Consider the following 14,145-nt stretch of genomic DNA (forward strand, 5'->3'; position numbering starts at 1 on the left):
AACAATATACCTGCTAGTATTTTACCTCTTCTGTGCCTAAGACCTTCTGTCTAATTCTTAATTTTTTCTAGCCACATCCAGTTGAACCAAAGTGGTTGTACTTGTTTACTATTAAAGGTGATGATATACTTTCCGGGCTTATCGAATTTAAATTTGCCGATGCGGTTTTCGACAAATTCTTCTGTATAATTGTTTTCATTGGGCTCGACCACCATTTTGTTTGTAGGAGCAAAACTTCCTTCCAACCGCTGATTGGTCGTGCTGACTTCAAAAACACTGTTTTCTTTATTGGGATTATGTGCTGAAAAATCGAGTGAGTAGACGCCAGCTTCGGGGATGGTTACCTCCCAATCGATCTTAGTATCCCCCGTCAGGATCGCATGCGTTGGATTTTTGCCGTTATAGCGTACAATTTTGAGTCCTTGGTTCAGGCTATTGGTTGATTTCAATGAAAAGCCACCAAAGGTTGATTCTGAGACCGTATTTTTGTCTAGTTCCACCGGCCCATTAAAGGTTAATTTAACTTCTGAAACATAATGATCCGGCTGCGCGTCAGGCAATTGGATATGGATTAAACTGAGACTCTGATCAAATTTTAGTGCCGTTGATACACTTCCCTTCATCAGGGAAACCTGTTCTGGTGTCGATTTGATTCCTGTAATCCGAAGTGTATGGTCTAAGGGCCAATTAAAGACGTGTGCATACACGACTGTTTTTTGCCCTTCTTTTTTGGTTGTCAGGTAACCCCAATCGAACTGGTTGTTTTTTAGATCAAGGCCGGTGCTGCCGTAGATGCCTTCTCCGTATGTGTTTAGCCAATTTCCGACTTCGTGCAGACGACTGACACTTTCGTAGGGCACTGTTCCATTGGCACGTGGTCCGATATTTAAGGTGAACCCGCCGTTGAGACTTACATTGGAGATTAAGGACTGGAAAATTTGACTGGTTGATTTCCATTCATTTTCCTGGCCATTGTATCCCCAAGAATGGGCAATCGTCCCAGGGGTTTCCCAGGGATGGTTAATATAATTGCTGCCAAATTGGTTGTCACCTAATGTCTCGAAATCCACATTCTCTGCATCCGTAGGAAGACCTAGACGTGAATTAATCAGGCAATTAGGTTGAAGTTCACGGATAAGTTTGACAACTTGAAGTAATTGTTCTTTTTTAATAATAGATTTTTGATAAGGGATCCACATGTCGAACCATATCAATGCAATATCGCCATAATTGGTCATCAGTTCGCGCAGTTGAGGGATGACTTTTTCTTGCCAATATTGATTGTATTGGGCATCGGTAACATGTCCCGACAGCTCCTGCTGATGGTTCCAACCGTATGGATGTTCCCAGTCAATCCAATGTGAATAATAAAAACCCAATTTCATGCCGTGCTTTCTACAGGCTACTGCAATATCTTTGATGACATCCCGATTGGAACCACTCAATTGTGGAAGGCTATAATGACCAACTTTTGTGTCCCAAAGAGCAACACCATCGTGATGTTTGGCGGTGATGATAATGTATTTCATCCCAGCTTCTTTTGCTAGAAGAACCCATTGCTCAGGATCTATTTTACTCCAGTCGAAACGTTTTGCCAAGGTACCGTATTCTTCTTTGGAGACGCGGTTGCGATATCTTAACCACTCGGCATAGTTATTCATATAACGCAAAGGTTCGCCCTTCCACATGCCTTCAGCAGCACTGTATAGTCCCCAATGAATGAACATGCCAAAGCGGGCATCTTTAAACCATGAGGCTTTTTCAGAAGTTTGTGCAAATAGTTTGGCCGAAATACTGAATAGCAATAATGACAGAATCAGTAGTCGCTTGATTGATGGTATCATAAAGGTTGTTCTGTTTTTTGACTTACAAGATAGGCAAAAAATCGAATATCGATCCTTAAATCGGTTTTGAAGTGGCTGTGAGGTATGGAGTGTAGTTTTTGAAAAAATTGAAAACCCTTCGTATTTAAACGAAGGGTCTTTGTTTAGTATTAAAGCTTTAACGCGATTATTTCAAGTTAAAGGCCTGGATAATCTTTTTAAAAACGGCTGTATTGTTGTAGATGCCAATAAAATTTTGCGCACCTGGTCCATAAGCAAAGACAGGTACCATAATATTGGTATGATCATCGCTGCTGAAATTGCCCCTAACAGTTCCCTTTTTATAATTGGCATCCAACAGGGATAGTCCTCCCGTTTCGTGATCTGCCGTGACAATGACGAGTGTTTCACCATCTTGATCCGCAAATTTTAGGGCTTCCCCGACAAGCCGATCAAAGTCATGCTGTTCGGTAACAACATAAGGGAGATCGTTGGCATGGGCTCCATAGTCAATCTGTGCACCCTCGGCCATGATAAAGAAGCCATTTTTATTTTTAGACAAAAGCTCAATCGTTTTTGAGAGGGAAGTTTTTAGCATTTCTCCCCGTCCATCGAGTATTCTTCTTGTCGCAGAATCCGCCAGGAGTACGAGCTGTTTGCCTGATGTCGCTTTTTCAAAATCACCTAAATTTTGCTGAAGCTGATAACCTTTTGCTGTCAGTTGCTTCATCAGCGTGTTATCCTTGTTGTTGAGGAAGCTTTCGCGACGGGATCCAACGAGAATATCCACATGGCTATTTTTGAAATCTGCCGCAATTTCCTGCGACATGGTCCGATCGATCTGATGTGCATAAAATGCAGCCGGAGTAGCATCTGTAATATCTCCCGCACTGATGATACCGCTTTTGATCCCGTGTTGAGCAAGTGTATCAGGAATAGCGCTCAACAATTTACCGTCTGCATCCACGCCAATGTAACGGTTATTGGTTTTATGTCCAGTAGCCAAAGCTGTCCCGCCCGCAGCGGAGTCTGTAAAATCCGAGTTGGATGCTTCGGTGCGCGAAAGACCAATATGTTTCATATTGATGATATTGGACTGACCAAAATTGGCACTTAAACCTGCTTGTATTTGGGCTAAGCCCATTCCATCACCAATAAGTAAAATAACATTCTTGACCTTGCTCGTTGCACCATCATTTTTATAGGTTGGCTGATAGGGAATGTAGGCCTTTGGATTTGCGTATTCGACTTTAGCGTTGTTTAAATAGAAATTCTTAAGTGCAGTAGGGTGGTCTGTATTGATCCAGTCTACCCCCATATGACCAAGCTCTTTCCAACTATTGGGACTATCTTTCGTAGCCCAAAAACGAAAGGGTTTACCTAATTTATGCGCTTTGTCTATTACAGATTTCATCTTTTCAAGGTCGGGCGGAGTGGGAGTCCCTTTGCCATTCCAGACAGAATACTGCTTAATATCCTGACTGATCATCCCAATATGTTTGAGCTGTGCCGGCGTATAGTCTTTTTCCGGCCTACCATCAAAATAAATCATCGATGGATAATTGTCGAACTTTTCGGGCGGTGGGATTTCACCGCTGACGACGATTTTAATGGCGGAAGGATTTTTCTGCTGGTCGAAAACAGATTCGTTGCCCTTCAAATCGGCTAACAATTTAGACAATACCTGTTCGTAATTTTCCTTAATATCAATCACAAGCTGCAAGGTTTGCTCAGGTTTGGCATAAGGTTTATTGCCGTTCTCCTTAAAGAAGGCAATTAAAGGGTCGATGTAAAGTTTTTTTAACGTCTTCCCTGGTTTGATTTCGCTGCTTTCATGAGCAACGTAGAGCTCTCCATTGCGGTAGAAGACGTCCGCTTCGATAGAGCCCATTCCAGCATAGTAAGCCTCCAACAGCGGAATTTGTTGTTTGTAATCATTGTGGCTATGACCTGCATTGGCAGTCAGTTTCTGTTGTGCAGAAACTGACTGAATGCTTAGGCCGGCAAATAACAGCCACATTAATTTAGTGTTTTTTACCATCCTGCATTTTGTTTAATGACGCCGGAACTGTTGTCGATCTCGCGTTGTGGAACTGCCCAGACATCATGTACTTGCGGATTGAAATTTCTAGCCGGCCAAATTACAGCACCATCAAAATCGTGTAGCGGTTTGGCATAGGTAGCTTGCGCATCGCCCCATCTGACCAAATCGCGGTGACGGTCTGCCCATTCACCAGCAAGTTCATTGCGGCGCTCACGTTTTAGGTCTACGAGGGTCATTCCGCTTTTTGCGATTAAACCAGCTCTTTTTCTAATTTTATTTAATTCGGTATCACCAGCACCAGCGCCATTTAAATTAATGGCCGCCTCAGCTTTAATCAATAATACTTCGGCATAACGCATCAAGGGTACATTGAGGTCTGTAGTGCCGTTGTCACCATTTGGATTGACATGTGTTGGAATAGGGTTGGCATATGAAAATGGTTCCATGTACTTTTTGAACTGATAGTTCGAAGTCGCGCCACCGTCTTTAGTAAATGTACGTTCTGCGCCAAAAAACTGGAATTTGTCTCCTGGTTTCAAGATTGTTGCTTCACGACGCAAGTCACCTGTTTCAAAAGAATCGTAAAGTTCTTTTGTCGGCAGATAGTAACCCCAGCCGTTGTAAATTCCCCAAGCTTTGTTGGTCAACATCACACCTGGAAGTTTGCTGCCCCAGCCAGTACCGCCACCATTAGGTGTACAGACCACCGACCAGATATATTCTTTGGACCAGTTGTTGGCGGCTTTAAACACATCCACAAAGTTGGTCAATAATTCATGTTTGCCCGAACTGATCACCATATCCGCGTACTTCGCTGCATTGGTATAATCTTTTTTGTACAGATACACTTTTGATAAATAGGCCCATGCAGCTGTTTTGTGGGCTTTACCATAATCGGTATCCTTCATCTCAGAAAAATAAGGAAGGTTGTCGGCCGCTTTTAATAGCAGTGAAATGATGTAATCGTAGTTTTCATTAACGTTGTTGGCTCTGGCTACCGGAACGGAAGCATCTGTTTCAGGTGTAACAATAGGAACACCCGCTTTGTCGTTACCATAGTTTGCGGCGAGCTGAAAATAAACCAGGCCTGCATTGAAATAGGCGTCACCAATGATCTGTTTTTTTCGAGCTTCATCCATGGAGATATTGGGAACATTCACAATAATATCGTTGGCCCTTTTTATAATCGCATAACGCATGCTCCATTGCGATTCTGTATAACCGCCACCGATGTAATTGCGGTTGAAATTTTTGATATTGTCGGCTTCGGGTTTGTTACGTCCGGTCACCATGTCGTCACTGGCATTAATAAACCAGAACATTCCACGACCATAATAATCCTCTTCGTTGTACTTTTCATACATACCAGCTTCTGCTTTGATCGCATCTTGTTCCGTTTTCCAGAAATTCTGTGCAGACGGGGAGCCCTCTGGCGTTATATCTAACTGTTTGTTGCACGATGCAAAAAATGCTAGTGCAGCTATTGCAAGGTATTTTATATTCGTTTTCATTTTTTTTTTTTTATTTTTTAGGGCAGATAAGTATAACTTATCTGCATTGTTTTAAGATTAGAAATTGACATTTAAACCAACAATAAAGCTTCGGGCTTGTGGATAACGGCCGACATCAAGACCATTGTTATCCATCCCAATTTCTGGGTCAAAACCTGTATATTTTGTAATGGTGAACAGATTATTGGCCGTTGCATAAATGCGTACGTTACCCGTCTTAAATTTGCTTGCAATTGATTTTGGTAAAGTGTAGCCTAATGTAACGTTACGAATGCGGAGGTAAGAACCGTTTTCAATGTAAAAATCAGATGCATTGAAGTTTCCGTTAGCATCTGAGGTGGAAATGATTGGCACTTTACCGTTTGGATTTTCTGGAGACCAGGCATCCAAAATACCCGTTAACTTATTGTAAGAAGGGCCGCTTGCACTATACGTTGTTCTTTTGATAGCGTTGAAAAGCTTGTTGCCTTGAACCCCCTGAGCAAAAATATTGAAATCAAAATCCTTATAATTCGCATTAAAGCTCAATCCATAAGAGAAATCCGGGTATGCACTGCCCGCAAAATAACGATCTTCAGGTCCGATTGAACCATTGCCATCAATGTCTACAAATTTGAAATCTCCCGCTTTTGCATTCGGCTGAATTTTTTGTCCATTGGCGTTTTTGTAATTATCAGCTTCGGCTTGACTCTGGAAGATACCATCTGTTTTGAGCACATAGTAGCTGTAGAGCGGTTGACCGACGGTAATAGAGAGCGGAGCCAATTCATTTCTGAAATTAGTACCCACAGCAATGGTGTTCAAGCCCGGTGCTAATTCTTCAACCTTGTTGTTTAATTTGGTTAAGGTTGCATTGATGGAATATGTAAAGTCGGAATTTCTTGAACTATTGTAGGTCAATCCTAGCTCAATACCCCTGTCTTTGACTAAACCCGCGTTGATCGTTTGACTATTTAAGCCTGCTGTACCTGGTAGTGAACGGGTTAAGATCATTTTATTTGTTTCCTTAATAAAATAATCGGCGACTAAGTTAAAATGGTTGAAAATTCCCAAATCTAAACCTATATTAGTCTGTTTACTTTCTGCCCAAGTGAGGTTCTTGTTGGCCAGAATCGTTTGTACGTATCCTTTTTGTAAGGTTGGTGTTTGACCGAAATAACTTTGTGTCGATGCTAGTAGCGGGTTGACAGCTGCAGCTGACAAACTACCGAGATTACCTAAAATACCATAGCTACCGCGTAATTTTAATTGATCTAACCAGGTTGCTGATTTTAAAAACTCTTCTTTGCTGATTACCCATCCTGCTGATGCAGAAGCGTAGTTTTTAAATCTATTTTCCTTTGTCAACATGGATGACCCATCGCGTCTACCAATCAACGATAATAAATATTTATCATTGTAACTGTAGTTTGCTCGTAAGAATAGCGAGGATATTGCTGTTGAAGCGTAGCCACTTTCTGAAGGTTGAATGGTATTGGCATTTGTTAAATAACGGTATTGTTTGGACTCATCATCAAAGCCTGCCCCGGAAGTATATAGATAGGTGTTTTTTGTCTTTTGGAAGGTATAACCACCGGTTAGGTCAAGTTGATGCTTGTCGAAAGAAGTTTTGTAATTTAAAACTTGTTCTGCAAGGATATCGTTTGCATCATCAGCTCGTTCAACTAGACTATTGCTCAAAACGGGTTTACCTATTTCAGGACGTCGTGGTGTAAAACTTTTATATCTAGCGTTTGATTTAGTAATACTTAAGTTGGATCTGAATGTTAAGCCTTTTGCCAATTGGATGCTCGCATACGGATTGACAACAAGGACATTGACCGGATTGTTGATGTCGATGCGCATCAGTTCGGCAACAGGGTTAATGATATCACCGTAATCGCCCGGGAATGGCCCTGGTAGACCGGCGAAGCTTCCGTCTGCATTGTAAGGGGTTCCATTGGTTGGATAATAAATGGCAGACAATAGCGCTCCTGTATAATCGCTACTCGTATTGGCGCCATTTCCATTGGTACTGCTGTAGGATAAGTTTTCACCAACTTTCAACCAAGGGGTGAGTTGATGTTCTGAATTTATCCGGAAATTATAGCGCTTGGTTTTCGTATTTAGGACAATACCTTCGGCGTTGCGGTAATTGAAACTGAGGTAAAAACTAGATTTTTCGCTACCACCATTAATTGCAGCATTGTAATCCTGTAGTGCTGCATTTCTAAAAACTTCATCCATCCAGTTTGTTTTGGTCACTAGACCCTCTGGGTATTTGGCTGGATCAAAAGCAGGTAGGATCGTAGTTCCACCATTTTTTGCAGCTGTTGCAGCGACTTCGGCACGTTGTTCGGCATTTAGCGGCTGTAATTTTCGCCAAGCGCTTTGTTGGCCTAACTTGGCATCAACGCTAATTTGCATCTGTCCTTTTTTTCCTTTTTTAGTGGTGATCAGTACCACACCACCAGAAGCTCTAGCACCATAGATCGCTGCAGAAGCATCCTTTAATACGGAAATAGACTCAATGTCGTTGGGATTTAATTGTGGAGTACCTAGGAAAATGGAACCATCAATAACATAGAGTACACTTTCACCATTGATACCACCAGCACCGCGGATATTGATACGGGGCGAAGCAGTTGGGTCACCACCTTCGTTTGTGACAATAACACCTGGTGATTTACCGGCCAATACTTCTCCAACACTGTTGACAGACCTAGACGATAATTTGTCAAGTGAAACCAAGCTTACAGCGCCCGTTAATGTCTCTTTTTTCTGCGTTCCATAACCAACAACAACAACTTCGGATAGGGTCGAACGTTCTTCGCTTAGCGTTACATTAATAACTTCATTTTCGCCAACTGCGACTTCCTTGGAATGGAATCCGACCATCGAAAAAGAAAGTACAGCTTGCGGTCCTGCCTCGATTCGGAAGGCTCCTTTTGTATCTGTTGTCGTTCCAACCTGCGTACCAACTACTTTTACAGAAACACCTGCGATTGCAGTTCCCAATGTGTCCCGTACAAAACCTGTCACGATACGATCTGCCTTCATGTTTGCTTGTGTGTTCAAGATTACATAGTCCTCTTTTTCCACCGCATTGATTCCAAGCTTATTCAAAAGAGAGCGAACTGGTTCAGTTTTAAAACTGCCGCTTAAGACCGTGTTACGTTCTTGCAATAGATCAGGATTGTAAACAAAATGAAGGCCTGAAAGACTCTCGATTTTGTGTAGAATCACATCGAGTTTCTCGCCCTTGCTTATTTTGATGTTTACACTGCTTTTGTCCAGACGTTGGGCCATGCTTGGGGAGGCCATCAATGAACTGCAGAATACCGAAGTAATCGAAAATGCGATGCAGGGATACTTCATGATCCGATAAAAAGAGAATTCTCTTTTGAATGCAGGTGTTTTCATTTTTTTGTAATGATTAGGTAATGAATTACGCATGGTGACTAAGATGTTTTAGGTAAATTTTTAGACATTATTTGTGGACTTTAAATATTTTATCCTTTTCAATCGTACTGTACTTGAGGTGATGTAGGCTGCAGATGATATCCAGTATTTCTGCCGGATTTTGTGTGCTATTGAATGTAGCTGTTGTTTTTAAAGGCGAAAGTGAAGTGTCTTTTAAGATAATTTCGATGTTGTAGACATATTCCAGTCTTTTTACCACTTCCTTAAGTGGTGTTCCATCAAACGCAATGGCTACGGCTGTATTTTTTTCTACTAGGTTGCGCGATGATTGTTTGGTCTCTTTATCATAGCGTAGACTTTGGTTTTTGGTTAATATGCCGAGGATCTTATCATTTTGCTCCACAACAACCTTACCCGTAGCGACGGTGACTTCGACTTGATCGGAAGCCTGATAAGCTTTTATCCGAAAAGAGGTTCCTAATACTTTAACTGCTAGCTTCGATGCAAGCTGTACCTGAAATGGATGCTTCTCGTCGTGGGCAATGTCAAAGAAGGCTTCCCCCTCAGTAAGTGCTATTTCACGGATATTGCCCTTGAATTTACTTGGATAGCTGATTTTTGAAGATGGTTCGAGGATAATTTCCGAACCATCTGCCAAGACAATCTTTTTATGTTCCCCTGCAAGAGTTGTTGTGACGATCTGCGCAGATGCTGTGATAGGTTGATTATTTACTTTCCAATAAAGAAGTCCTATGGAAGCAATCATTAAAATAGCGGCTGCTATTTTGAATACAGGTGAATACAGCCGGGAAGGTCGTTTACTTCCCTTTTCTGAAATACTGGACTGAATATTGGCCAATAATTGTTCGCGCAGTGCAGCTTTTCGTTCCTGCGGAACTTTTTTTGCAGCGTTATCCAGTTGGGCGTACCAATCTTCGACTTGCTTAATCTCGGCGGCGGTAGCCTCTCCATTTAAATATTTTTGCAGTAACTGCTTTGCTTTTTCTTCCCTCATTTGAATACATGTCACTTCAAATGGGAAATGGTACTAGTCGAAAATATTAGGAGTATATTAAATTATTGTTAACACTCAAAAAAATGGAGGAACTGCCTAAGAGAGGCTTTTTTTGAGCAGTTTCATGGCCGAGGTAATTTGATTCTTGACAGTTTGTACGGAGACATTCAACTCGCTCGCAATTTCCTTGATAGACTTTTCTTGCTTTCGGCTCATGGTGACGACCAGTCGCATACGTTCGGGAAGCAGCATCAAAGCTTCTTCAACTTTTTGCTGCGCGTCTTTTAGGATTAGTAGGTCGTCCGCTGAATCCGCATATCGTTGGTTCATTAAAGTCGCTAGTTCGGCTTTATGTCCATCTTTAACTGTCGTATTCCGAAAATGGTTGATTACTTTGAATTTGACAGCCCCATGTAGATAGGCTGCAAGACCACCAGATATGATGACCTGCTCACGGTGTTCCCACAGCGAAATGAAGATTTCCTGGGTAATGTCCTGAGCCACATTTTCGTCGCCTATTTTCTTAAAAGCTGCATCAAATATGGCTTCCCAGTACAGATTAAAAATCTGTTCCATGGCAAAGTGGTCACCTCGCTTTAATGATGCTATCAATAATTCGCTCACAAGATCAGTTTTAATTGGACAAAGCTAATAACTCAGTATTCCTTTAAAGTTAATAAATCTTAAAGAGTATATTTTGTCTGTTATAAATTAATCTTGGTAATTTTTGCTGAGATTGAGCGGTATTTTTTATTCTTTATATTCCTTGCCCGTAGCAATGTTAATAAAATAGCCATCGTCCCGATTGCGCTCATTTTTATGTTGTACCCACCCGTTGGGATTGATGGTCATGTAGCTTTTGTTGCCGATTCGTTGTTTTGTCTTGTTGTTGTATAAAGTATAGCGACCATCTTTATGCTCCTGTAATGCAAAGATTTGTCGTTTACCATCTAAGGTTTCAATATGTTGGAAATCGGGGTTTATATCCCAAGTCTTTGTACTTGAATTCCATAGGCCTTTTGTAGGTTCCAGATCACCTCGTTTTACATCAATTAAATAAAGATCTTCTGATGAATCGATGTACTTTATTTTTCCGGTCTTCCAATTCTTTTCCAGGGCATTCGAGGTGAGTAACATGTGTTTGTCTGGCCAGACCAAATTACCCACCTGATCCAGGATATAGAAATTCGAGGCTTTGATGGTGTCCAATAAGTTGCCATCTTTATCCATATATAACCAATCATAAGCCCAGATGGCATGATCGTAGTTAAATCTTCCTAGAATAAAATAGGGCGAATTAGTCACCGAATAAACTAAGGATATTTCTTTTAGAAAGGCAATCTGTGTCACATTGGCTTGTCTAATTTGTTTTGGAAAAGCTTTGTCGTATTGTGGAAAGGCATATATGCTGCCTGTATTATTGTCCTTTAGTAGTTTGGGAATTGCTGGGCTGTAGCGCTCCTGATTGATAGAATCGAGCTGTATGGCCTCATTTTTCCAAAGAAGGTCTATTTTGTCTATGCCTGTCAAAGCGGATAAAACCGGTTTTTTGCTTCGGATATCAAGGATGGCAAAACTGTTTGCTGATGCTGGAATATAACGTCCGTTTTCCAAGGGCATTTTAATGTGTTCTTCTATTTTCTTAAGTTTTTGATCTTTTAGCAGATACAGGTTCCCATTGAGGATCAGTTGCTTGTCGTCTAAGGGGTAAGTTGCAAGGTTATATTCGTTCTCATCGTAAGGAATATCTTTTTTGAGCAGAATCTGATTACTTTCCAATACCCGTATTTCAAGCTTGACATAAGTAGCTGTTTTCTTGATATAACTGCTTAGGATATTCCAGTCCCATTTCCAGAAGGGCAATTTCTTTTCATATTCCTGGCGTTTCATCAGAAGAGTCAGCTGCTTGAGGTCTAAGAGCTGTAAATCTGTGTCGGAATAATGTTCGATAAATTCACCTTTGCTGTTAATGATCCCCGTTTGATCCTTTTCATTGGCTACCAGTGCATATCCTGTGGACGTGAAAGGCTGAGCCCAATGGAACTCTTGGGATAGCTTCTTCTGGAATGCACTGTCGACAAAGACAAACTGCTTGTTTTTGGTTTGATAGGGAATCCATTTAACCCGGTCATTTTTTGCGATTATGGCGGATTCCTGTGCACATGCTGTGATACATAGCATAGTTGTTATACTTAGCAATAATGATTTGATCATCCTTTTTTCTATAAATTGAACCTGGTTGTTTGTAAGTAGCCCGTGTATTGTTGCGGTTACTAGCTTGTTGATTACAGGTATTTAAACTATACGCTTACTAAACCATTGGGTTTGGAAGCTAAAGTAGGGGAAACAATCGTTAGAAAAATAGCCGATTTCAGTGATTATCTTGAAGATTCAAAAGGAAGGGAATTTTTCCTTTGCTGGATTTGTAAATTATCGTCAAGAGAGGCCAATAATGAATATGCTTTTTCCTTTGAGCCGATTAATTTGGTTAATCGGCTCAATATGTATAACTGGCAATATAAAGAGTGGCCTAATTTGAGCAGGGAATTGAAGGTTTTATTGGCGGGATGACTGCAAAAAAATATATCTCTATTACACGGACCTCAAAAGCTACTGCGACTAGGGATCTGCAAAGGTTGCAGGAACTGGGGATAGTTGAACAGTTGGGACATGGGAGATCTGTACGGTACGAACTCATACTTTCTTAACCCCGGGCATAAAGTCCTCGGTGCTTCTATTACTTTTTAGTAACCGGAACCAAAATAACCTCCCCTTTATTGGTTTGATACCAGTATCTGTTGCCAAGGTCATCTTCGAAATCATGGCTCACCCGGGATTTATCCACCTTTTTGAAACTTTTTACATCTGGTCCGTTGAATATTTTATTGCCAATGAAAATATGTTTGGCATCCTTGGCAACGGCAAACTTGAGGACCTCAAAAGTCTTTGGATCTGCTTCTGAAAATATCTGTTGCTTATAATAGACATGATTTTTGTCGCGTGACCAAGTGGCGTTTCCGTTTGATCCTTCTAATAATTCAAAGCTGCCCGCATCGACCGCAGGGTATCCAAATTTCTTTCCCGAAATAACTATCAATTGGTCAATGATTACTGTTTTCTCATTAAGGAATTTGATTTCCTTTGACGAAGGAATATCGATTTCCAACAGACCGATACGTTGATAAGGTTCATAATAAAGCAACTTTTTACCATCCAGTAGGGTATATGCTGCATTGAGCGCCTCAATCTTATCTGTTTTATAGTGGATCGAAAGAATACCTTTGTCCGTAACAACATAAAGCTGATTTTTATCTTTTACAAAGTTGCTGTTGACAACGCTGAAAGTCGCATAGTCGACGTGAAGGGGTTGATACTTATAAAAGTAATGTGCTTTGTCTTTAGCTAGTGCCGGCAGTTGATCATATAACGTCGTATAAGTTGCCGGATCGGCTCCATCAATAATGGTGAGCTGGTTTTGGCTGCAATCGGAAGTAGCCGAAGCAAAACCTTCAAACTTGAATACGTGTCGTTGATCGACAGGAATCCTGTTTTTCAGTTGAAAGGTCTTTACGTCGACGAGTTGTTGGGGGCAGCCCATGAAATAGAGGTGATCTTTATCGCGGGCATAGACATCTTTAATCACTGAAAAACTAGCTACATCGGCAACGGTCTTTCTCGACCCTCTTTCAAAACCATTGCCGCCCGGTATAAAATAAATTGCACCGCTCTTTTTGTAGTAAGCTTCAGACAAAGGACTCACTTGCTCTTTGCAGGAAAAGAGCAGACCTATCAAAGCACTTATTAGTCCCATTTTTAAGCTATTTTTCATAACTGTCAATGCTATGTTCTATAGCAATTATAAAAGATCTATTCGGCTAAAGATAACAGAAGTATATAAGTAATCTATCGATTGTTTACAATTCGCTTCTCGCCATTTATAATTCGTGTATTTAAAGCACTATTGGATTTTCTTATTGGCTATTTTTAAACATACAAAAGTGAAATCTAAAAAATAATTTGTTTTAAAATTGTTAATTTATATATTTGTATATATTAACTATATAATTGTATTGTTATTGTTTTTCTTGTAATTGAATTACAAAGTGTTTAGTTACCAAATTACCAGCGGTAGCTCATCACTTTTTCATGAAGTGAAAGTTTCGATACATTTTTAATTGTGGTGCTGGTATTTCCTAAAAAACCAAGGGGCGAACGTCTAGCTATTAAAACGTGTTGAACCCTATGTAGTCTCCTTGGATATTATACTATCTTTTTTACAAATTAAGTATTGATTATTTGCAATAATAGTCTGTAACAGTTTGACCTGTTGGTCTGTTTTATTGCGCCAAT

General features: G+C 40.7%; 10 protein-coding genes. 2 read left to right on the forward strand and 8 right to left on the reverse strand.

The window, feature by feature from the left end; all coding sequences use genetic code 11:
• Nucleotides 1-50 precede the first annotated feature (50 nt).
• The 7 genes from AAH582_RS03240 to AAH582_RS03270 all read right to left on the reverse strand — a co-directional run bounded on the left by AAH582_RS03240 (nt 51) and on the right by AAH582_RS03270 (nt 12,009).
• The gene (locus AAH582_RS03240; RefSeq protein WP_343321196.1) at nt 51-1,844 is read right to left on the reverse strand and encodes an alpha-L-fucosidase; all 1,794 of its coding nucleotides are present in this window, start codon (nt 1,842-1,844) and stop codon (nt 51-53) included.
• Between the two features lie 166 nt (nt 1,845-2,010).
• On the reverse strand, nt 2,011-3,864 hold the full coding sequence (locus AAH582_RS03245) for an alkaline phosphatase (RefSeq protein WP_343321197.1): 1,854 nt from the start codon (nt 3,862-3,864) through the stop codon (nt 2,011-2,013).
• On the reverse strand, nt 3,858-5,378 hold the full coding sequence (locus AAH582_RS03250) for a RagB/SusD family nutrient uptake outer membrane protein (protein ID WP_343321198.1): 1,521 nt from the start codon (nt 5,376-5,378) through the stop codon (nt 3,858-3,860). Before AAH582_RS03250 ends, AAH582_RS03245 begins: the two co-directional genes overlap by 7 nt.
• Nucleotides 5,379-5,435: 57 nt before the next feature.
• Entirely contained in the window at nt 5,436-8,780 is a 3,345-nt protein-coding gene (locus tag AAH582_RS03255) for a SusC/RagA family TonB-linked outer membrane protein (protein WP_343321199.1), read from the reverse strand.
• Between the two features lie 67 nt (nt 8,781-8,847).
• Nucleotides 8,848-9,795 (reverse strand): FecR family protein, encoded by a 948-nt coding sequence (locus AAH582_RS03260; RefSeq protein WP_343321200.1) that lies wholly within the window; start codon nt 9,793-9,795, stop codon nt 8,848-8,850.
• Between the two features lie 96 nt (nt 9,796-9,891).
• Entirely contained in the window at nt 9,892-10,419 is a 528-nt protein-coding gene (locus tag AAH582_RS03265; RefSeq protein ID WP_156167646.1) for an RNA polymerase sigma-70 factor, read from the reverse strand.
• Between the two features lie 126 nt (nt 10,420-10,545).
• On the reverse strand, nt 10,546-12,009 hold the full coding sequence (locus tag AAH582_RS03270; protein WP_343321201.1) for a hypothetical protein: 1,464 nt from the start codon (nt 12,007-12,009) through the stop codon (nt 10,546-10,548).
• A gap of 111 nt (nt 12,010-12,120) precedes the next feature.
• On the opposite strand from AAH582_RS03270, the gene AAH582_RS03275 reads away from it, so the two are divergent.
• Together AAH582_RS03275 and AAH582_RS24835 are read left to right on the forward strand one after the other, a co-directional pair.
• On the forward strand, nt 12,121-12,366 hold the full coding sequence (locus AAH582_RS03275; RefSeq protein WP_343321202.1) for a hypothetical protein: 246 nt from the start codon (nt 12,121-12,123) through the stop codon (nt 12,364-12,366).
• Nucleotides 12,363-12,503: a hypothetical protein gene (locus AAH582_RS24835; protein WP_376746074.1), complete on the forward strand. Its 141-nt coding sequence runs from the start codon at nt 12,363-12,365 to the stop codon at nt 12,501-12,503. Before AAH582_RS03275 ends, AAH582_RS24835 begins: the two co-directional genes overlap by 4 nt.
• Nucleotides 12,504-12,532: 29 nt before the next feature.
• Here AAH582_RS24835 and AAH582_RS03280 read toward each other — a convergent pair whose 3' ends face one another.
• The gene (locus AAH582_RS03280) at nt 12,533-13,624 is read right to left on the reverse strand and encodes a DKNYY domain-containing protein (RefSeq protein WP_343321203.1); all 1,092 of its coding nucleotides are present in this window, start codon (nt 13,622-13,624) and stop codon (nt 12,533-12,535) included.
• Nucleotides 13,625-14,145: the final 521 nt, after the last annotated feature.

The sequence above is a fragment of the Sphingobacterium multivorum genome, from assembly GCF_039511225.1.
Lineage (GTDB): Bacteria > Bacteroidota > Bacteroidia > Sphingobacteriales > Sphingobacteriaceae > Sphingobacterium.